At 62.6% G+C, this 19,323-nt stretch carries 18 protein-coding genes; 9 read left to right on the top strand and 9 right to left on the bottom strand.

Annotation, left to right across the window (positions count from 1 at the left end; all coding sequences use genetic code 11):
• Positions 1 to 47: 47 nt before the first annotated feature.
• On the top strand, positions 48 to 1,076 hold the full coding sequence (locus SM766_RS16815; protein ID WP_368948595.1) for a transporter substrate-binding domain-containing protein: 1,029 nt from the start codon (positions 48 to 50) through the stop codon (positions 1,074 to 1,076).
• A gap of 21 nt (positions 1,077 to 1,097) precedes the next feature.
• Here SM766_RS16815 and SM766_RS16810 read toward each other — a convergent pair whose 3' ends face one another.
• Positions 1,098 to 1,445 (bottom strand): DUF8846 family protein, encoded by a 348-nt coding sequence (locus SM766_RS16810; protein ID WP_065273666.1) that lies wholly within the window; start codon positions 1,443 to 1,445, stop codon positions 1,098 to 1,100.
• A gap of 186 nt (positions 1,446 to 1,631) precedes the next feature.
• Here SM766_RS16810 and SM766_RS16805 point away from each other — a divergent pair, with 186 nt between their 5' ends.
• Positions 1,632 to 3,203, top strand: coding sequence for a choice-of-anchor L domain-containing protein (locus tag SM766_RS16805; RefSeq protein WP_368948523.1), 1,572 nt, complete (start codon positions 1,632 to 1,634; stop codon positions 3,201 to 3,203).
• Between the two features lie 15 nt (positions 3,204 to 3,218).
• Here the strand turns inward: SM766_RS16805 and hutC are convergent, their stop codons facing one another.
• Together hutC and SM766_RS16795 are read right to left on the bottom strand one after the other, a co-directional pair.
• Entirely contained in the window at positions 3,219 to 3,920 is a 702-nt protein-coding gene (gene hutC, locus SM766_RS16800; protein ID WP_274829401.1) for a histidine utilization transcriptional repressor HutC, read from the bottom strand.
• A 77-nt stretch (positions 3,921 to 3,997) separates the two neighbouring features.
• Positions 3,998 to 5,365 carry a formimidoylglutamate deiminase gene (locus tag SM766_RS16795; protein ID WP_368948522.1) on the bottom strand — a complete coding sequence of 456 codons (1,368 nt, stop codon included), beginning with the start codon at positions 5,363 to 5,365 and terminating at the stop codon, positions 3,998 to 4,000.
• A gap of 74 nt (positions 5,366 to 5,439) precedes the next feature.
• Between SM766_RS16795 and hutI the strand changes: the two genes are divergently transcribed.
• Genes hutI through hutU form a run of 4 tightly spaced genes read left to right on the top strand, consistent with a single transcriptional unit; the run spans position 5,440 to position 10,617 of the window.
• Positions 5,440 to 6,654 (top strand): imidazolonepropionase, encoded by a 1,215-nt coding sequence (gene hutI, locus SM766_RS16790; RefSeq protein ID WP_368948521.1) that lies wholly within the window; start codon positions 5,440 to 5,442, stop codon positions 6,652 to 6,654.
• Positions 6,651 to 8,174, top strand: coding sequence for a histidine ammonia-lyase (gene hutH, locus SM766_RS16785; protein WP_368948520.1), 1,524 nt, complete (start codon positions 6,651 to 6,653; stop codon positions 8,172 to 8,174). The genes hutI and hutH overlap by 4 nt, the downstream gene beginning before the upstream one ends.
• On the top strand, positions 8,171 to 8,953 hold the full coding sequence (gene hutG / locus SM766_RS16780) for an N-formylglutamate deformylase (RefSeq protein WP_368948519.1): 783 nt from the start codon (positions 8,171 to 8,173) through the stop codon (positions 8,951 to 8,953). The genes hutH and hutG overlap by 4 nt, the downstream gene beginning before the upstream one ends.
• Complete coding sequence (gene hutU / locus SM766_RS16775) at positions 8,950 to 10,617, top strand: urocanate hydratase (RefSeq protein WP_368948518.1); 1,668 nt, start codon at positions 8,950 to 8,952, stop codon at positions 10,615 to 10,617. Before hutG ends, hutU begins: the two co-directional genes overlap by 4 nt.
• Positions 10,618 to 10,672: 55 nt before the next feature.
• Here hutU and dapD read toward each other — a convergent pair whose 3' ends face one another.
• The 3 genes from dapD to SM766_RS16760 all read right to left on the bottom strand — a co-directional run bounded on the left by dapD (position 10,673) and on the right by SM766_RS16760 (position 13,176).
• Positions 10,673 to 11,500, bottom strand: coding sequence for a 2,3,4,5-tetrahydropyridine-2,6-dicarboxylate N-succinyltransferase (gene dapD / locus SM766_RS16770; RefSeq protein ID WP_065273668.1), 828 nt, complete (start codon positions 11,498 to 11,500; stop codon positions 10,673 to 10,675).
• Positions 11,501 to 11,608: 108 nt separating this feature from the next.
• The gene (locus tag SM766_RS16765; protein WP_368948517.1) at positions 11,609 to 12,208 is read right to left on the bottom strand and encodes a GntR family transcriptional regulator; all 600 of its coding nucleotides are present in this window, start codon (positions 12,206 to 12,208) and stop codon (positions 11,609 to 11,611) included.
• Between the two features lie 38 nt (positions 12,209 to 12,246).
• Positions 12,247 to 13,176, bottom strand: coding sequence for a threonine/serine dehydratase (locus SM766_RS16760; protein ID WP_368948515.1), 930 nt, complete (start codon positions 13,174 to 13,176; stop codon positions 12,247 to 12,249).
• Between the two features lie 145 nt (positions 13,177 to 13,321).
• On the opposite strand from SM766_RS16760, the gene SM766_RS16755 reads away from it, so the two are divergent.
• Complete coding sequence (locus SM766_RS16755; protein WP_274829409.1) at positions 13,322 to 14,170, top strand: LOG family protein; 849 nt, start codon at positions 13,322 to 13,324, stop codon at positions 14,168 to 14,170.
• Positions 14,171 to 14,235: 65 nt separating this feature from the next.
• On the opposite strand, the gene SM766_RS16750 is transcribed toward SM766_RS16755, so the two are convergent.
• Positions 14,236 to 14,454, bottom strand: a complete 219-nt coding sequence (locus SM766_RS16750) for a hypothetical protein (protein WP_065272181.1) — start codon at positions 14,452 to 14,454, stop codon at positions 14,236 to 14,238.
• A 268-nt stretch (positions 14,455 to 14,722) separates the two neighbouring features.
• Between SM766_RS16750 and SM766_RS16745 the strand changes: the two genes are divergently transcribed.
• The gene (locus SM766_RS16745; protein ID WP_368948514.1) at positions 14,723 to 16,018 is read left to right on the top strand and encodes a type I secretion protein; all 1,296 of its coding nucleotides are present in this window, start codon (positions 14,723 to 14,725) and stop codon (positions 16,016 to 16,018) included.
• Positions 16,019 to 16,089: 71 nt separating this feature from the next.
• On the opposite strand, the gene rlmN is transcribed toward SM766_RS16745, so the two are convergent.
• Together rlmN and SM766_RS16735 are read right to left on the bottom strand one after the other, a co-directional pair.
• Positions 16,090 to 17,274, bottom strand: a complete 1,185-nt coding sequence (rlmN, locus tag SM766_RS16740) for a dual-specificity RNA methyltransferase RlmN (RefSeq protein WP_368948513.1) — start codon at positions 17,272 to 17,274, stop codon at positions 16,090 to 16,092.
• A 179-nt stretch (positions 17,275 to 17,453) separates the two neighbouring features.
• Positions 17,454 to 17,987, bottom strand: a complete 534-nt coding sequence (locus SM766_RS16735) for an invasion associated locus B family protein (RefSeq protein WP_274829412.1) — start codon at positions 17,985 to 17,987, stop codon at positions 17,454 to 17,456.
• A gap of 182 nt (positions 17,988 to 18,169) precedes the next feature.
• On the opposite strand from SM766_RS16735, the gene SM766_RS16730 reads away from it, so the two are divergent.
• The gene (locus SM766_RS16730) at positions 18,170 to 19,168 is read left to right on the top strand and encodes an asparaginase (protein ID WP_274831660.1); all 999 of its coding nucleotides are present in this window, start codon (positions 18,170 to 18,172) and stop codon (positions 19,166 to 19,168) included.
• Positions 19,169 to 19,323: the final 155 nt, after the last annotated feature.

Genomic DNA, 19,323 nt, shown 5'->3' with positions numbered 1-19,323 from the left:
TCCAGGGTCGTGATTTCGACGTGTCTTTCTTCCGTCTTCTTCCATTGATGATGTTTGCCCTCTGGGGACAGGTTAGCCTGGCCCAGATGCTGACGGTCAACACCGTGACGCGGCCGCCGTTTTCAATGGTGGAAAATGGGGTCGATACCGGATTCTCGATCGACCTGGTGGAGGCGATGGCTGATCGCCTTGGCTGGAACTACGAGATCAACCGGACCGAGACCTTTGCCGAGATGCTGGAGGGCGTGCGCAACGGCACGGTGGATATGGCGGCGGCCAATATCTCGATCACGGCGGCGCGCGAAACCGAAATGGATTTCAGCCAGCCAGTGTTCGAAAGCGGGCTGCAGATCATGGTGCATGCCGAGGACGTGCGGGCACCGTCGCTGTGGCGGGCCATGCTGTCCTGGGATCTGGCGATTGCCATCGGTCTGGCGTTCCTGCTGCTGTTCGGGGGTGGTATGCTGATGTGGACATTCGAACGCCGCGCCCAGCCCTATTTCGACCGACCGCTGAAAGAGGCCTGGTTTCCGTCCTTCTGGTGGGCGCTGAATCTGGTGGTGAATGGCGGTTTTGAAGAGCGGGTGCCTCGCACTCCTATCGGTCGCCTGTTCGGGGTGCTGCTGGTGATTTCATCGCTGTTCGTGGTGTCGGTCTTTGTCGCCAAGATCACCACGGCGATGACGGTCGAGGCGATCACCGGCAAGGTGAATTCGGTCAATGACCTTTATGGGCAGCGGGTCGGCACCATCGAGGGTTCGACGGCGTCGGGTTTCCTGCAGCGGCGGGATATCGATTTCTATGGCTACCCGGGGCTGGAAGAGCTGATCGAAGCCTTCGAGGGGCGCAAGATCGACGCGGTGGTCTTTGACGCGCCGGTGCTGAATTACTACGTCACACACGAAGGCGAGGCCCACGGGCGCACCATCGGGTCTGCTTTCCTGCGGGAGAACTACGGTCTTCTGTTCCCGCAGGGCTCAGAGCACACGGAAGAAGCCAACCGCGCGCTCTTGGCGCTGCAAGAAGACGGCACTTATGATCAGCTTTATAAACGCTGGTTCGGCGGATCGAGGTGATCTGGACCCCCGGGTACGCGTTCAGTGGATGGTGGGTTCTTCCCCGTCAAAGAACGGTGTCATCTGAGCGACGATAACGGCGTTCTCTGCCAGTGCGCGGTCCATCAACTCGCGCTCTTCCTCACCGATCTCGTGCCCTTCGGCTTCGCGCTCGGCTAGGGTGCCATATCCGGTCACATCCAGTGGCGCGGTGTCGGCCTGTTTCAGGATCGCCACCGTTTCACGCACGGCTTCGGCTTCATCCACGCCGGAGGCATAGACCATCAGCGCAGCGCCCGAGGCGCCATCGGGCAGCCCGTCGCCTTCTTTGCGGCCAATCTGAACCAGCAGCGTATAGACCTGCTGGCGGGAGGGTTTCTTCTTTTCCATGGCGCAGGCCATACGCGGGGCGCGCTGCGCGGTCAATCGTCTTAGAGCCTGCAGAAGTGGTCTGCGCGGTTGTCATTTGCGCTGGTTTACCGATCCTCAACTCCGGGTCTGCTAAGGGAGGCGGGGCCGGTTCTCACGCGCCGGGCCGATTTTCTGTTTTGCTCATGCTTTTTCAGGACCGATCTTATGCCCATTGCATCCGAGTTGCCCGTCGATACCTCAGCCTCTGCGGCGCAGATGGCGGATGCGATGTTCGGCAGCGGAATTACCGTTCTCAATGCCAGCTACACAGGCGCCAAAGACGCCTCAGGCATCTATTCGGATGGCGACACGGTTGCCTCTGAGGTCACCCCCTCGGACACCGGCGTGATCCTGTCGACTGGCAATGTGACGGATGTGACCAACAGCAGCGGTGACGTGAACACCAGCTCGCGGACCACGACGCGCCACGGAGAAGCGGGCGATTCCGACCTGACCGATCTGGCGGGTATGCAGACCTATGATGCGGCGGTGTTCGAGGCGAATTTTATTCCGGCGGGCTCGACGCTGACCATGCAGTTCGTGTTCTCCTCGGAAGAGTATTTGGAGTACGTCAACAAGGGGTTCAACGACGCGGTCGGGGTCTGGGTCAACGGCGAGCAGGCCGAGCTGACGATTGGCAGCGGTGACATTTCCATCGACAATATCAACGATGGGTCGAACCAGGATCTTTATGTCGACAACAACCAGCATGACGACACCTACAATACCGAAATGGATGGCTTCACCATCACGTTGACGCTGACCGCGCCGGTCAAGCCGGGGCAGGTGAACTCGATCAAGATCGGCATCGCGGATGCGGGTGATGATAAATACGATTCCAATCTGCTGATCGCTGGGGACTCTATCCAGACCGCGCTGGTGGCAGGGGATGACGCAATCACGCTGGATGAGGGCAGTTCGGACACGCTGGATGTGCTGGCCAATGACAGCCACACGCCCGGCACGACGCTGACCATCACCCATATCAACGGCCAGCCGGTGGTGGCGGGCAGCACCGTCACCCTGTCGGGCGGCCAGCGCATCACCCTGAATGACGATGGCACCTTTGACATTGCCGCACAGGATGATGTCGACGATCCCGAGACCGCGACTTTTACCTATACGGTTGCCGATGGGCTGGGGAATACTGATACCGGTCTGGTGAAAATGACCACAGTCCCCTGTTTCGTGGCCGGAACGCTGATTGATACCGCCGCGGGGCCGCAGCCGGTGGAGAAGCTGGAGCCGGGTACTCTGGTTCATACCCGCGACAATGGATTGCAGCCGCTGCGCTGGATCGGCCGCAGCCACCGCCGGGCAGAGAGCGCCGATGCGCCGGTTGTCCTGGCCGCAGGCGCGCTGGGCGATCACGCTGCGCTAGAGCTGTCGCCCTGCCACCGGGTTCTGGTGTCCTCGGATCGGGCAGAGCTGTTGTTTGGTGCGCCGCAGGTTCTGGTCAAGGCCAAGGATCTGGTCAACGGCGACAGCATCCGCATGCGCCGTGATGGCGGCCCGGTGACCTATGTGCACCTGCTGTTTGACCGGCATGAGATCATCCGGGGCAACGGGTTGGAGAGCGAAAGCTATCATCCCGGCCTTGAAACCGCTGCCAGTTTTGATGGCGAAACGCGGGCCGAGATCCTGAACCTCATCGGCGGCGACTGGTCCGCCTACGGCCCTTCTGCCCGTCCGGCGCTGAAAGGATACGAAAGCCAGCTACTGCTGAAGGCTGGCTAAGGTTCAGGTGCGGGATCAGTACTGGGTGCGCATCCGGTAGCCCGGGTGAAAATGCATCCGGACAAAGGTCACCGGCTGCTCCTGAAACCAGGTTGCCCGTTCCATGAGGAACAGCGGCGTGCCCTCTTGCGTGCCAAGGAACCCGGCCAGCGCCGCATCCGCCGCCACCGAGGACAGGGTGATTTCAGCATTGGAAAAGGGGACCCGTGAAAGCAGCCATTCATTCGGCCCGGTCTGCGAAAAATCAGCCTCCGCGACATCCGGCACCGCGTCGATATTGATCCAGCGGTCCTCGAACTGAAAGGGGCTGTTGTCGGCGTAATGCATGCATTGCAGATGCAGGACCTCTGCCCCGGCCGTCAGCCCCATCTGCGAGGACAGCCACCCCGGCGCAGGCACGGCGGCACGGCTGACCAGCCGGTAGCGATACACCGCATTCATGTCTTCGACCTGCTGGCGGGTCACGGTGATTTCCAGCCGCGCCTGCTTCACCGGCGCGATGGCAACGCGCGTGCCGCTCTTGCGCTTGCGGTCGATGATGCCACGTTCGGCCAGTTCGCGCAGCGCGCGGTTCACTGTGGCGCGGGCGCAGCCGAATTCCTCGGACAACTCCTGTTCAGTGGGGAGTAGAGCACCCTGATCCCAAACCCGGTCCTGAATGCGGCGCAGCACCTCGTCTCGGATATCCTGAAAACTGGTTTTCTTTTGTGGCTGCACCGGCTGTCCTGCTGCTGTTTGTGGCGAAAGGGTCGATCCGTTCTCGGCGCCCGGGCGCGTTTTGTAAAGTCGCGCGGTCAGAGTGCGGCGCGCAAGGACTGCACTGCGTCGCGGAAGGCGGCCAGAATCTGCTCCCGGCCCAGGTGGCGCCCCTGTTTCACCTGATGACGTCCGGCGCTCCAGACATCGGTGACGGCGCCGTCACCCGCGGCGAAGCACAGACCGTCCAGCAGTTGTTCGGGCGTCAGCGCACAGAGAGCAGGCAGAGAGGTGTCGACGGCAATAAGATCGGCCAGCGCCCCGGTTTCGATCTGTCCGGCGGCGCGGCCCAGCGCCTGCGCCCCGCCCCGGGCGGCGCCCAGATACAGGGTGTCGCCGACGGACCCCGGTCCCGGGGTCATCACGTTGCGGGCCAGATCGCGCAAGCGCTGGGAATACTCCAGCTGGCGCAGCTCTTCGGGCAGGGCGATGCGGATATTGGAATCCGATCCGATCCCGAAGCGCCCGCCATGGGCCAGATACTCCGCCCCATTAAACGGGCCATCGCCCAGATTTGCTTCGGTGATCGGGCACAGCCCCGCGACCGCGCCTGATGTGGCCAATACCCGCGTTTCCGCCTCAGTCATATGGGTGGCGTGGATCAGGCACCAGTCCTTGCCCACCGGCGCGTTGTTCAGCAGCCATTCGACAGGACGAGAGCCCAGCCAGTCTTGGATATCCTTCACCTCGGCGGGTTGTTCGGCGATATGGATATGGACCGGCGCGCCGTCTTGGATCTTCAGGACCTCTGCCAGATCTTCGGGGCTGGTGGCGCGCAGGGAGTGCGGAGCGATGCCAACGCGGGTGTCGGCGGGCAGGTCTCGGTCAGCATTTCTGCGAACCTGCGCCACAAGATCGGCAAACCCGTCCACCGAATTACCGAACCGCAATTGTCCACCTGTCAGAGGTTGCTGCCCAGCCCCGCCATAGGAATACAAAACCGGCAGATGCGTCAGGCCGATACCGGTCTCGTCAGCGGCGGCAAAGACCCGGTTGCTCAGCTCGGCTGGGTCGTCATAGAGGGCGCCGCCGGGTTGGTGGTGGATATAGTGGAACTCACCCACGGCGGTGTACCCGGCCTCAAGCATCTCCATGAAAGTCAGCGCAGCGATGGCCTGATACTGCTCAGGGCTGAGGTGGTCGAGAAAGCGATACATCAGCTGTCGCCAGGTCCAGAAACTGTCCTGCCCGGCGGCGCGGTATTCGCTCATCCCCGCCATCGCCCGCTGAAAACTATGCGAGTGCAGGTTGGCCAGCCCCGGCAGCAGCGTGTCGACGCGGGCATCCCCATCGCCGGGCGTCGCATTGGCGGTGATCTTTGCAATGGCTCCATTCTCAATCCTCAGCCGGACGTTCTGAACCCATCCCGATGGGGTGCGGGTCTGCCGTGCAAAAATTGTCTGCATTTGATCACCTTATGTATAGACATAATATGAATATGCTCATATCAATCCTGCATCAAGAACTTTGTGAGGGGCTGATGACTGACGCATCCCGATACGTGCTGACCGGAGGACCTGCTGCCACGCTGGTGCAGGGGCGCGCGCCTTATGGGCTGATTCCCGCAGCGGCTGTCGCCATCAAGGATGGCCTGATCGACTGGATCGGAGCTGAGGCTGACCTGCCTGATACCTACGCAGACTGGGACCGGCAGGATCTCGAAGGGCGGCTGCTGACGCCCGCGTTGATCGACTGCCACACCCACCTTGTATTCGGCGGTGACCGGGCGCAGGAGTTCGAAATGCGTCTGAACGGCGCATCCTACGAAGAACTCGCCCGTGCCGGGGGCGGCATCGTCTCGACCGTTTCGGCCACTCGCTCCGCGTCAGAGCAGGAACTGGTTGCGAGCGCCCTGCCGCGTCTGGATGCGCTGATCGCCGAAGGGATCACCACGGTCGAAATCAAATCCGGCTATGGGCTGGACCGCGAGGCTGAGCTGACAATGCTGCGTGCCGCCCGCCGGTTGGGGCAGATGCGCCCGGTGACAGTCATCACGACCTTTCTGGGCGCCCACGCCGTGCCGCCGGAATACACCGGCCGCGCTGGGGCCTATCTGCAGGAGGTCTGCCTGCCCACCCTGCGCGCGGCCCATGCCGAAGGACTGGTCGATGCGGTGGATGGCTTTTGCGAAAACATCGCTTTCTCCCCGGCAGAGATCGAACAGGTCTTTGCCTGCGCGCAGGAACTGGGTCTGCCGGTCAAACTGCATGCCGAGCAGCTGAGCCATCAGGGCGGCACCGCGCTGGCCGCGCGATATGGGGCGCTGTCGGTCGATCACCTTGAATATGCCAATGCGGCGGATGCTGCGGCAATGGCCGGGGCAGGTAGTGTCGCGACCATCCTGCCCGGTGCCTATTACACGATCCGGGAAACCCAGGCGCCGCCCATCGCGCTGTTTCGTGACCACGGCGTGCCGATGGCGCTGGCAACGGACTGCAATCCCGGTTCCTCGCCGATGACCTCGCTTCTGATGGCAATGAACATGGGTTGCACGCTGTTCCGCATGACCCCGGAAGAGACGCTGGCCGGGGTGACCTGCCACGCGGCACAGGCGCTGGGCCTTTCGGACCGCGGCCGCATCGCGGCGGGCCTGCGCGCTGATCTGGCCATCTGGAACGTCAGCCGTCCGGCCGAGCTGTCCTATCGCATCGGGTTCAACCCGCTCCACGCACGTATTTTCGAAGGCAGACCATGATTGAGATGACCCCGGGCGCGGTGACGCTGCAAACGCTCGAAACCCTGTATCGCTCTGACACCCCGGTCCGGCTGGACCCGGCGGCGCGCTCCGCTGTCGAGGCTGCGGCCCGGATGGTGGCAGAGGCCGCAGCGGGCGATGCGCCGGTCTATGGCATCAACACCGGATTCGGCAAACTCGCCTCGACCCGGATCGCGCCAGAAGACACGGCCACGCTGCAACGCAATCTGATCCTCAGCCATTGCTGCGGTGTTGGCGATCCGCTGCCCGCAGACCGCACCCGTCTGATGATGGCGCTGAAATTGCTCTCGATGGGACGGGGCGCCTCCGGTGTGCGCTGGGCGGTGATCGCCCAGATCGAGGCTATGCTGGCGCGCGGGGTCATTCCCGTGGTGCCCTCGCAAGGTTCTGTCGGCGCCTCGGGCGATCTGGCGCCGCTGGCGCATATGGCGGCGGTGATGATCGGCGAAGGCGAGGCCACCTATGACGGGGCGCGCATGCCCGGCGCCAGGGCGCTGGAACTGGCGGGGCTGGAGCCGATCGTTCTGGGGCCAAAGGAAGGGCTGGGCCTGATCAACGGCACCCAGTTTTCCACCGCCTGCGCTCTTGCCGGATTGTTCGATGCCTGGCGTCTGGCCGAAGCCTCCATCGTGGTGGCAGCGCTGACAACGGATGCGATCATGGGGTCCACCGCGCCGCTGATCGCGGATATTCACGCGCTCAGGGGGCATGCCGGACAGATCGATGTCGCCCGCGAGATGCGCGCCATTATGAGTGGCAGCGAGATCCGTGAAAGCCATCGCGATGGCGACAGCCGGGTGCAGGATCCCTATTGCATCCGCTGTCAGCCGCAGGTGCTGGGCGCGGCGCTGGACGTGCTGCGGATGGCTGCCGCAACGCTGGAGATCGAGGCGAACGCCGTCACTGACAATCCGCTGGTGCTGGTCGAGGCCGGGAAGATCGTGTCGGGCGGCAATTTTCACGCCGAATACGTTGGCTTCGCCGCTGATCAGATTGCCCTCGCCGTGGCGGAGATCGGTGCCATCGCGCAGCGCCGCGTGGCGCTGATGGTGGATCCGTCGCTGTCCTTTGACCTGCCGCCCTTCCTGACTCCCGATCCGGGGCTCAATTCCGGTTTCATGATTGCCGAGGTCACGACTGCGGCCCTGATGAGCGAGAACAAGCATCTGGCCAATCCCTGTGTCACCGATTCCACACCGACCTCGGCCAATCAGGAAGATCATGTGTCGATGGCCGCCCATGGCGCACTGCGGCTGGGGCGGATGAACGCGAATCTGTCTGTGATCCTTGGCGTCGAATTGCTCTGCGCCGCCCAAGGGGTCGAGGCACGGGCACCGCTGGTGACCTCTGATCGGCTGACGGACGTGCTGCAGGCGCTGCGGGCGGAGATCCCACCGCTCGCCGAAGATCGCTACCTCGCCCCCGAGATTGAGGCCGCCAGCGCCATGATCCGCAGCGGTGACATCGCCCGGGCGGCCGGAACCGAGGTGGCGCGATGATCGATGTTACCCGTGGCTCTTCCCCTTTGGTGCTGGGGTTGCCGCATACAGGCACCGACGTCCCGGAGGACATCCGGGCGGGGCTGAACGAGGTGGGTCGGGCACTGGCCGATACCGACTGGCATATTCACGACCTTTACGCGGGGCTGGTGGAAGAGGTCACCACCGTGCGCACCCCGGTCCATCGCTATGTCATCGACGTGAATCGCGATCCGGCGGGTGCCAGCCTGTATCCCGGGCAGAACACCACGACGTTGGTGCCGCTGACCGATTTCGACGGGCGCCCGATCTGGACAGAAGGGGCTGAGCCGGACGAAGCAGAGATTGCCCGCCGCCGCGACGCCTATCACGCGCCCTATCACGCCGCGCTTGGGGCAGAGCTGGAGCGGGTCAGGGCACAGCACGGCTTTGCCATTCTCTATGACTGCCATTCGATCCGGGGCGAAATTCCCTTCCTCTTTGGCGGGCCGCTGCCGGATTTCAACGTGGGCACCAATATGGGCACGACCTGCGATCCGGCGATCGAGGCGCTGACCCTGGCCCATTGCGAGGCGGCGGAAGGCTACACCGCGATCCTGAACGGGCGCTTCAAAGGTGGCTGGACCACCCGCCACTATGGCCGCCCTGTAGAAGGCCTGCATGCGATCCAGATGGAACTGGCGCAGCGCTGCTATTGCCTTGAACAGGCGCCCTGGACCTATGACGCTGTCCGCGCTGACCGGCTGCAGGCGCATCTGAGCCGTATTCTCACCGATCTGAAAACCTGGAGGCCGACATGAGCGATCCCCGCAAGAACAACCGCGATATCTATCCCCCCACCGGCCCCGAGATCAGCGCAAAAAGCTGGCTTACCGAGGCGCCGCTTCGGATGCTGATGAACAACCTGCACCCGGATGTGGCGGAAAATCCGCACGAACTGGTGGTCTATGGCGGTATCGGGCGTGCGGCGCGGACCTGGAAGGACTTCGATCTGATCGTCGACAACCTCCGCGCGCTCGAAGAAGATCAGACCCTGCTGGTGCAATCGGGCAAACCCGTTGGCGTCTTCCAGACCCACAAGGATGCGCCGCGCGTGTTGATCGCCAACTCGAACCTGGTGCCGCATTGGGCCAACTGGGACCATTTCAACGAACTCGATAAAAAGGGGCTGATGATGTACGGCCAGATGACCGCCGGGTCCTGGATCTACATCGGCACCCAGGGCATCGTGCAGGGCACCTATGAAACCTTTGCCGAGGCGGGCCGCCAGCACTATGGCGGCGATATGCGTGGCAAGTGGATCCTGACTGGCGGACTTGGCGGCATGGGCGGTGCGCAGCCTCTGGCAGCGGTCTTTGCGGGCGCCTGCTGTCTGGCGGTGGAATGCAACCCCGACAGCATCGATTTTCGCCTGCGCACGAAATACCTAGATGAGAAAGCCGAGACGCTGGACGAGGCCCTGGCGATGATCGAGCGTTGGACCGCCGCTGGAGAGGCAAAATCCGTTGGCCTTCTGGGCAATGCGGCGGATGTCTTTGCCGAGTTGGTCGCGCGCGGCGTCCGCCCCGATCTGGTGACCGACCAGACCTCGGCCCATGACCCGGTGAATGGTTACCTGCCGCAGGGCTGGACCATGGGCGAGTGGAAGCAGAAGCGAGAAACAGACCCTAAAGCGGTGGAAAAGGCCGCCCGTGCCTCGATGAAGGTGCAGGTGGAGGCGATGTGCCAGTTCCACGCGATGGGCATTCCCACAGTCGATTATGGCAACAACATCCGCCAGATGGCGCTGGAGGAGGGGCTGGAAAACGCCTTTGACTTCCCCGGTTTCGTGCCCGCCTATATCCGCCCGCTGTTCTGCCGGGGCATTGGTCCCTTCCGCTGGTGCGCCCTGTCGGGCGATCCCGAGGATATCCGCAAGACCGACGCCAAGATGAAAGAGCTGTTCCCCGAGAACGAGGGCCTGCACCGCTGGCTTGATATGGCTCAGGAGCGGATCGCCTTTCAGGGCCTGCCTGCGCGGATCTGCTGGATCGGCCTTGGCGACCGGCATCGGGCGGGGCTGGCCTTCAACGAGATGGTCCGCAATGGCGAGTTGTCGGCGCCGGTCGTCATCGGCCGCGATCACCTCGATAGCGGCTCGGTCGCCTCGCCCAACCGCGAGACGGAGGCGATGATGGATGGATCCGACGCGGTGTCGGACTGGCCGCTGCTGAATGCGCTGCTCAATACCGCCTCGGGCGCGACCTGGGTATCGTTGCACCATGGCGGCGGGGTTGGCATGGGCTTTTCGCAGCACTCCGGCGTGGTGATCTGCTGCGATGGCAGCGAGGACGCCGACCGCCGTATCGCACGGGTGCTGTGGAACGATCCGGCCACTGGCGTCATGCGCCACGCAGATGCAGGGTATGAGATCGCCAAGGACTGCGCGCGTGAGCACCAGCTGAACCTGCCGGGCATCCTCTAACGAAAAACGCGCCCCGGAGGGGGCGCGTTTCCAACAGTGCCAGTCAAGGCCGGGATCAGTCGCGCAGCAGCTCGTTGATGCCGGTCTTGGAGCGGGTCTGCGCATCGACGCGCTTCACGATTACCGCACAGTAAAGGTTGATGCCGTTCTTCGACGGCATGGAGCCGGAGACCACGACCGAGTAAGGCGGCACTTCGCCGTACATCACTTCGCCGGTTTCGCGGTCGACGATCTTGGTCGACTTGCCGATGTAGACGCCCATGCCCAGCACCGAACCTTCGCGCACGATGCAGCCTTCGACCACTTCGGAACGGGCGCCGATGAAGCAGTTGTCCTCGATGATGGTGGGGCCGGCCTGCATGGGTTCCAGAACGCCGCCGATGCCGACGCCGCCCGAGAGGTGAACGTTCTTGCCGATCTGTGCGCAGGAGCCGACGGTGGCCCAGGTGTCGACCATGGTGCCCTCATCGACGTAGGCGCCGAGGTTCACGAAGGAGGGCATCAGGACCACACCCGGCGCGATGAAGGCGGATTTGCGCACGACGCAGTTCGGCACGGCGCGGAAGCCTGCGGCCTTCCACTGGTTTTCACCCCAGCCCAGGAATTTGCTGTCGACCTTGTCCCACCAGCCAGAGCCCTGCGGGCCGCCGGACTGGATTTCCATGTCCTTGATGCGGAAGCCCAGCAGCACGGCCTTCTTGGCCCATTGGTTCACATGCCAGTCGCCGTTTTCCAGCTTTTCGGCCACGCGCAGGCTGCCGCTGTCGAGCGCGTTAAGCGTATCTTCGATTGCTTCGCGCTGCTCGCCGGTGGTGGCGGGGGTGATGGTGTCACGAGCCTCCCAGGCGGCTTCGATTGCGGTTTCCAGCTGTGCGTTGGACATGCGTGTATCTCCGGCAAGAATGTCGTTTCGCGCTTTCATAGCGGTATTCGGGGGGAAGGTCATGTGCGGATTGCGGTGAAACAGCGGCTTTGAGCGTCCTCAGACGATCTATCGCACCCGGCGCAGGTGGCGGCGCAGGATTTCGCAGGCCGCTGCCGCATCGCGGCGCATCATGGCCTGTATGATGGCGGCGTGGTCCTTATCGGCGCGCTGCCGCCACTGGTGCTGCCAGTTGGCAAACAGGTGCCGGGCCGCTGCGATGTGCAAATCGTCGATCGAGGCCAGCAGCCGCGGCATCCCGCAGGGTGCCAGGATGATGCGGTGGAACTGGCGGTTGAGCCGTTCCCAGCTGGCCATGTCCTCGGCCTCGTCGCAGGCGATACGGGCTGTGTCGGCGGCGGCGATGTCGGCGTCGCTGAGCCGGGGGAAGGCATGGGTCAGCGCCAGCACCTCCAGCGCCACCCGCATTTCGATCACCTCGCGGATCTCGGCCGGATCCAGCGCGCTGACGCGGGTGCCCCGGCGCGGCTCTGACCGTGCCAGCCCGTGTGCCTCAAGCCGCAACAGCGCCTCGCGCACCGGCACATGGCTGGTGTCGAATTCGCGGGCGATATGATCCTGACGCAGCTTTTCGCCCGCAGGCAATTGCCCGGTGACGATGCGCTCGCTCAGCGCGGTATAGATCCTGTCTGCGATCGTGGCGGTCATGGCCCTGCGATAGGGTGCCTTTGGCCTTGCCGCAAGCCTTAGCCCTGCGGCTGCAGCGGATCTGGGGCGATATTGCCACCACAGACCAGCACGGCCACGCGTTCGCCGGGCTCGGGCTGGTAGGCGCCGGACATCAGCGCCGCCAGCGCTGTTGCGCCCGCCGGTTCGGTCAGGATGCGCCGCTCGCGCCACAGGGTATGCTGCGCGCGGGTGATGGCCTCGTCCGGAACCGTGACCGATGTGACGCCGCGCGCCTGTGCCAGATCATAGCAGATCGACCCAATGCGTTTGGCGCCAAGCGCGTTTGCGGCGACGCCTGAAACCTCAACATCGATTGGTGCCCCGGCGGCAAGGGCGGCATTGAGCGCGCAGGAGGTGTCGGGTTCGACCGCGACGATCTTCTTGGTGCCATTGAACCAGGCCAGTGCGCCGGCGATCAGCCCGCCACCGCCGACCGCGATCACCACGGTGTCGGCCTTTAGCCCCTGATCCTGCCATTCGGCGAAACAGGTGCCCTGACCCGCCACGGTGCCGGGCGCATCATAGGCATGCACCTGCATGGCGCCTGTTTCCTGTTCATAGGCCTGCGCCAGTTCCAGCGCATTGGCATAGGCACCGGGCACCACCTGAAGATCGGCGCCGGTGTCGCGGATCAGTGAAATTTTCGCGGGGCCTGCCATCTCGGGCACGTAGATGCGGGCGCGATGACCCAGTTTGCTGGCGGCATAGGCCACTGCCGCGCCGTGGTTCCCGCCCGAGGCTGCGACGATGCCTGCATCTGGAACATCACAGCTGAGCAGTGTGTTGAAGGCGCCACGCGCCTTAAAGCTGCCGGTGTGCTGCATGTGTTCAAGCTTCAGCTCGATCGGCCGGTCCAGATCAAACCCTTTCGTCTGCAACACGGGGGTCACCTGCACGTGGTCCCGAATGCGCTCTGCCGCTGCTGCGATATCGCCTGTCCAATCCATATCGTCCGCCTTTTCTTGTCTTTCGGCGGGAGACTACGCCAGTTCGCTCCGGGTGCAAGGGGCGAGCGGTGTGTGCGGGCTGGCGCCGGAGGCAGGGCAACGATAGACAGGGCAGCAGTTGAGCATAACATGCAGGTCTTTTCACATGAGCGACGATCGCAAAAGCCGGTTTCCCGACGCCCAATCCGACCGGAGCCGGGCCGAACATCTGCCGCATACGCCGCAGACCCGGTCCCCGTCCTATCGGCTGGCCTTTGACGACAATGAATTCATGCTGCGGGACGAGCTGCGCCCGGTGCGGTTGCAGCTGGAACTTTTGAAACCGCAGTTGTTGCTGGATGAAAAGGGGATCGAAAGCACCATCGTCATGTTCGGCGGCGCGCGCATTCCCAGCCCGCAAAACAAGGAGCAGGCCCGCACGCAGACCCTTGCGGATCTTTCTCATTTCTACGATGAGGCGCGGGAATTTGCCCGGCTGATGACGCTGACATCCCTGGAGACTGTTGGACAGCACAATGTCATCGTGACGGGCGGCGGGCCGGGCGTGATGGAGGCAGGTAACCTCGGTGCCAGCGATGCCGGGGGGCATTCGATCGGCCTTGGCATCGTTCTGCCGCATGAGCAGGCACCGAACCTCTATGTGACGCCGGATCTCAGCTTTAACTTCCACTATTTCGCGGTGCGCAAGATGCACTTTCTGATGCGGGCCCGGGCGATCACCGTTTTTCCGGGTGGCTTTGGTACCCTGGATGAGCTGTTCGAGAGCCTCACCCTGATCCAGACCGGCCGCATGGAACGGGTGCCCTTCATTCTATTCGGGCGCGCGTTCTGGGAAAAGATCATCAACTGGGAGGCCCTGGCGGATGCCGGGACCATTTCCGATCAGGATCTTGATCTGTTCCGGTTCGTCGAAACGGCACAAGAGGCCGTGGAGATTATCGATAACTGGGAGCCTGCTCCGGCGCGCGGCGCTTTGCCGGACCGCGATCTGTAGTCAGGCTGTCGATCCAAATTTGGCTGCACCGTATCCGTCACCAATGCGTGGGGGATGCGGGCTGCTCAGAAAAACTCCGGCGGCAACACGCCAACCGCGATGCCCTGGGGCAGACGGGTCAGGATCTGTTCGCCTTCGATCGTCTTGATGCCATAGCCATAGCCACGCAGGCGAAATTGCCATTCACGGGTGCTCAGTGCCTTTTCTCGCTCATCACGGATCATGGTCAGAACGCCCGGTTCAATGGCGCCAACAGTGCGGGTTTCGATGGGTTCCTGTTGCATTGCGATTCCCTTTTCAACAGCATTGTTTTCAGAATCGAAACTGTTCTAGCCAAATGGCGAAATTGCACCCGAATATAGGAAAAAATGAGGCAGCCCATTTCGCTAAATGGCGATATTCGGACCTCAATCATTCCCGTTTAATCCCTGAAATTATTAAAAACTTATTAAAGGTGCGCTGAACTGCGCGGTTTCCGCCAATCTCAAGCCGCATGGCAGCCACATTCCCTGACGAAACGTTGATGCGTGGAATTGGTGTGTGGAGATTGGGATGTCTGAGGTATCCGATTATTCGGCCCTATTATATTATCTGGACGATGACGTCTTTCGCTGGAACGGACAGACATCCGTGGGCACGCAGGTCGTTGTCACCTACAGTTTCGTCGAAACGCAGGATCTGGCGCCGGTATCGACAGATCCCTATGGCGCGAGCTCTTACTGGTCCTTCAGTGAGGTGCAGCGCGGTTATTTCCGGCAGGTGACAGAAGAGTTTGAGGCCACTGCCGGGATACGGTTCGTCGAGGTGGACGGCCCGGCCATGGTCAATGTCTTCGGTTTCAACGGTGGCAGTGCGGGCGGCTGGGCCGATATCGCGCTATCTCAGGACGGTCACACCAGTCAGGGGGACCTTGCGATCGGGACCAGCGCACTCAGCCCCGGTAGCTATGGATACGAAACCATGCTGCACGAGTTGGGGCATTCGATGGGGCTGAAGCATCCGCATGACGGGGATCTGACCCTGAAAGAGAGCCTGGATAATCAGGAAAACACCGTGATGACCTACAGCTATGATGGCTACAGCGTCACGGATCTCGGAACAATGGACGCCCAGGCTCTGCAGAACATCTATGGTGACGCCAGCGCCTTTGAAGGTTGGAATGTTGGGCTCAATCGCGCGGGCAAGGTCAAGATCCGCGCGACGGGTGAGGACGATGTGATGGTCTCCACCGATCAGGCCACCGTGCTGGTGGGGCGCGGGGGAGACGACCAGCTCATCGGCCGCGAAGCAAAAGACGTGATGCGCGGCGGCGCAGGACAGGACACGCTGATCGGCGGACTCGGCAATGACAAGCTGAATGGTGGTGGCGGCAGTGATGTACTTTATGGCGGCATCGGAGAGGAAGACTACTCGGGCGGCGAGGACGATTCCGATGTGCTCCACGGACGCGGCGGACATGACCAGATCTTCGGTGGTGGCGGTGACGATCGGTTGACCGGTGCGCGGGGCGCGGACACCCTTGAGGGTGGCAACGGAAACGACCGCTTGCTGGGAGGCGGCGGCAGCGACATTTTGAACGGTGGCGACGGAGATGACGTCCTGACCGGTGGCGGCGGCGCGGATGTCTTCGTCTTTACGGACGATGATTTCTACGATGCGAATACCATCACCGATTTCACATCCGGCGTCGATGTAATCGATGTTGCGCAGGTCGATCCTGAATATTTTGGTGAACTGACCGTCCAGCAGGATGGCGGAGACACAGTGCTCAGTTACGGTTCCTGGTTCGAGATACGGCTGGAAGGCTTTACCGGGTCTCTGACTGAAGGCGATATTCTGTACCTATAGAAATACCGTCTCGCGCGTTTCGGCAGACCGGTGTTGCGGTCTGCCTTTTCTCAGTCGGCCTATCACCAGCCTCAGGACGACGTGCCTGTCTCAGTCTCGATCTGCTTGCGGCTTTTGCGGGCGCGTTCGGTGGCCGATTTCAGCTGACCGCAGGCCGCCAGAATATCCTCGCCGCGCGGAGTGCGGATCGGCGAGGCATAGCCTGCCTGGTAGATGATATTGGCAAAGGCGTGGATGCGATTGTTCGACGACCGTTTGTAGGGCGCGCCGGGCCATTCGTTGAACGGGATCAGGTTCACCTTGGCCGGAATGCCCTTGATCAGCTCCACCAGACGGTGGGCATCCTCATCGGTGTCATTCACATCCTTCAGCATCACATATTCAAAGGTGATGCGCTCGGAATTGGTCAGCCGCGGATAATCGCGCAGCGCGTTCAGCAGCGCCTCGATATTCCAGCGTTTGTTGATCGGCACCAGCTTGTTGCGCACCTCATCCGTGGTGGCGTGAAAGGACACCGCCAGCAGGCAGCCGATTTCCTCGGCGGTGCGGGCGATTTCCGGCACCACGCCCGAGGTCGACAGGGTGATCCGGCGGCGCGACAGGGAAATTCCCTCGGGATCCATGGCGATCTTCATCGCATCGCGCACGTTCTCGAAATTATAAAGCGGCTCGCCCATGCCCATCAGAACGATGTTCGACAACAGACGGGTTTCGTCTTTGGGGGCGCCGGGCACCGGCCATTCCTCCAGATCGTCGCGCGCCATCATAACCTGCCCGACGATTTCACCCGCCGTCAGGTTGCGCACCAGTTTCTGGGTGCCGGTGTGGCAGAAGGAGCAGGTAAGGGTGCAGCCCACTTGGCTGGAAATACACAGGGTGCCGCGGCCTTCCTCGGGGATATAGACCACCTCGACCTCGTGCCCGCCAGCAATGCGCACCAGATACTTGCGGGTGCCATCGGTCGACACCTGCTTGCTGACCATCTCGGGGATGGTGATTTCGAAATGCTCGGCCAGCTGGGCGCGGTAGGCCTTGGCGAGATTGGTCATCTCCGCAAAGTCGCGTTTGCCCCATTGGTAGATCCATTGCCAGATCTGCCCGACCCGCATCTTGGCCTGCTTTTCCGGCGTGCCGTGCTCGATCAGCGCCGCGCGCATCTGCTCGCGGGTGAGACCCACAAGGTTGATCTTGCCGCCCTCGGGCTGTTTGCGGGGCAGGGTCAGAACGTCTTGGGTGATCGGCGCGTTGGCGGTCATGGCAGGGCGACTCGGAATTATGGGCTGGATGCGGCTCTATATAGGAGTTTGACCAAAGATCAAAAGATTTCCTCCCCAGATAGCACTGCAAAGAGGCTTGGGGTGGGGCGATAGCAAAAGCCCCGACTGCTGTCGCGGCCGGGGCAAAACGGTACTTTTATGCGAAAGGCCCGGCTTAATTACTGGGTGCAGCGCTTTTCCGCATCCTCGACTGCGGCAGTAAACCCAAGCAAGGAGAACCGGTCCTTGGTTTGGGTGCCGCGAGCCGAACGGGCGGTCAGCACCGCGTCTGATCCCCGTTTCATCGCGGTGATGATTTTAGCATCATCCGCTGGGGTCGCGGGCCAGGCCCATTCACCTTCGGTGAAGAGTTCGAATTCGGAATCCCCGATCACCATGTTGACGGTCGATCCGGGCGCGAAGGGGTATCCACCGGTAAAGCTGACCTGACCTTTGTCACTGTCATCCGGGCGATAGAGTACGAACAGCTGAATGTCGCTGCGGCGCACGGCGACAACCCGACCATCACGTGTGTTGACGGTTTCCTTGGGGGCGGAAACGCCCCAGCATTCGGTTGGGTTTTCGCCCTGAAAAACGCTCCAATCCACGTTGGCGCCAACGCGGTTATCCGTTTTTGCTTGCTGTGCGTTCGCGCTGGTGGCCAATGCGGCCACACACAGGCCCGCGGCCAAGCGGGCGAGTTTCGATGCCATTTGTCCCGACTCCAAGACTGTCATAACCTCAATTTCAGGGAGATCGTACCGGGTCTGGCAGCGTTGTGACCGCCGTCTTTGCCCGTTTCCCCTGCTTGCCTTACTGAAGCACACTAACGTAACAATCACCACGAGCGAAAGTGCGTTTTGGCAGGATTTCGCCAAGAAGCGAGGCAGATATCATGAATAAACCCGTACCTATGGCCGAGATCTGGCGTGGCTCCCTTTTGGAAAGCCTGCATCTGGGGCATGCGGTCATCTGTGACGCCAGCGGCCAGATCGTGCGCAGCTGGGGTGACCCGGAGGCGGTGATCTATCCGCGCAGCTCGGCCAAGATGATCCAGGCGCTGCCGTTGATGACCTCTGGCGCCGCCGCAAAATACGGGCTGACATCCGAGCAGCTGGCGCTGTCCTGTGCCTCGCACAATGGCGCCCATATCCACACCGACCGGGTCAATGCCTGGCTCGGTCAGCTGGGGCTGGCGGATAGTGATTTCCGCTGCGGCCCGCAGGAACCGGCCGACATCCCGGCGCGCAATGAGCTGATCAAGACCGATCAAAGCCCCTGCCAGGTGCACAACAACTGCTCGGGCAAACACGCGGGCTTCCTGACCCTGAACCAGCATCTTGGCGGTGGGGCGGATTATGTCGAGATCGATCACCCGGTGCAGCAGGCCTGCCTGTCTGCCTTTGAAGAGGTCACCGGACTGGAGAGCCCCGGATATGGTATCGATGGCTGCTCGGCGCCGAATTTTGCCACCACCGTGCACGGTTTGGCGCGGGCGATGGGCTGGTTTGCCTCGGCGCACACACGGTCCGACCGGGCCTCTGAAGGGGCGGCGCAGCTGGTGGCGGCGATGGCGAAACACCCCGAGCTGGTCGCCGGGGAAACCCGGGCCTGCACCAACCTGATGCGCGCCATGGGCGGCCGGGTGGCGATCAAGACCGGGGCAGAGGCGGTGTTCGTCGCCATCCTGCCCGAGCAGCAGCTGGGCGTTGCGCTGAAGATCACCGATGGCGCAACCCGGGCCAGCGAATGCGCCATTGCAGCCATTCTGGTGGGGCTTGGCGTTCTGGAGGCGGATCACCCGGAAACTCGCAAATATCTGAATGCGCCGCTTCTGAACCGGCGTAATATCGATTGCGGCGCCATCCGTCCCGCTGCCGAACTGGCATTCTGAATCGCAAGGGCGGGCTCCCGCACGTCGGTCAGCTTTTGAAAAGCCGCCCTCCCGTTGGGCGTGGGGGCCCCCGGCGGGGGGGCGCCCCCCCCCCCGCCGGCCGGGGGGGGGGCCCCCCCGGGGGGGTGACCCGGGGGGGGGGGGGGGGGCCGGCG

The sequence above is a fragment of the Pseudophaeobacter sp. A-200-2 genome (assembly GCF_041008815.1).
GTDB lineage: Bacteria > Pseudomonadota > Alphaproteobacteria > Rhodobacterales > Rhodobacteraceae > Phycobacter > Phycobacter gallaeciensis_A.
This window is presented reverse-complemented; position numbering and strand designations above follow the sequence as displayed.

Bases quoted from the DNA above. Each gene is read 5' to 3' on its own strand.
- SM766_RS16745 (WP_368948514.1), top strand. From the start codon at position 14,723: ATGTCTGAGGTATCCGATTATTCGGCCCTATTATATTATCTGGACGAT.
- SM766_RS16735 (WP_274829412.1), bottom strand. From the start codon at position 17,987: ATGGCATCGAAACTCGCCCGCTTGGCCGCGGGCCTGTGTGTGGCCGCA.
- hutG (WP_368948519.1), top strand. From the start codon at position 8,171: ATGATCGATGTTACCCGTGGCTCTTCCCCTTTGGTGCTGGGGTTGCCG.
- SM766_RS16750 (WP_065272181.1), bottom strand. From the start codon at position 14,454: ATGCAACAGGAACCCATCGAAACCCGCACTGTTGGCGCCATTGAACCG.
- dapD (WP_065273668.1), bottom strand. From the start codon at position 11,500: ATGTCCAACGCACAGCTGGAAACCGCAATCGAAGCCGCCTGGGAGGCT.
- SM766_RS16765 (WP_368948517.1), bottom strand. From the start codon at position 12,208: ATGACCGCCACGATCGCAGACAGGATCTATACCGCGCTGAGCGAGCGC.
- hutI (WP_368948521.1), top strand. From the start codon at position 5,440: ATGACTGACGCATCCCGATACGTGCTGACCGGAGGACCTGCTGCCACG.
- rlmN (WP_368948513.1), bottom strand. From the start codon at position 17,274: ATGACCGCCAACGCGCCGATCACCCAAGACGTTCTGACCCTGCCCCGC.
- SM766_RS16755 (WP_274829409.1), top strand. From the start codon at position 13,322: ATGAGCGACGATCGCAAAAGCCGGTTTCCCGACGCCCAATCCGACCGG.
- hutH (WP_368948520.1), top strand. From the start codon at position 6,651: ATGATTGAGATGACCCCGGGCGCGGTGACGCTGCAAACGCTCGAAACC.
- hutU (WP_368948518.1), top strand. From the start codon at position 8,950: ATGAGCGATCCCCGCAAGAACAACCGCGATATCTATCCCCCCACCGGC.
- SM766_RS16810 (WP_065273666.1), bottom strand. From the start codon at position 1,445: ATGGAAAAGAAGAAACCCTCCCGCCAGCAGGTCTATACGCTGCTGGTT.
- SM766_RS16805 (WP_368948523.1), top strand. From the start codon at position 1,632: ATGCCCATTGCATCCGAGTTGCCCGTCGATACCTCAGCCTCTGCGGCG.
- SM766_RS16815 (WP_368948595.1), top strand. From the start codon at position 48: ATGATGTTTGCCCTCTGGGGACAGGTTAGCCTGGCCCAGATGCTGACG.
- SM766_RS16795 (WP_368948522.1), bottom strand. From the start codon at position 5,365: ATGCAGACAATTTTTGCACGGCAGACCCGCACCCCATCGGGATGGGTT.
- SM766_RS16730 (WP_274831660.1), top strand. From the start codon at position 18,170: ATGAATAAACCCGTACCTATGGCCGAGATCTGGCGTGGCTCCCTTTTG.
- SM766_RS16760 (WP_368948515.1), bottom strand. From the start codon at position 13,176: ATGGATTGGACAGGCGATATCGCAGCAGCGGCAGAGCGCATTCGGGAC.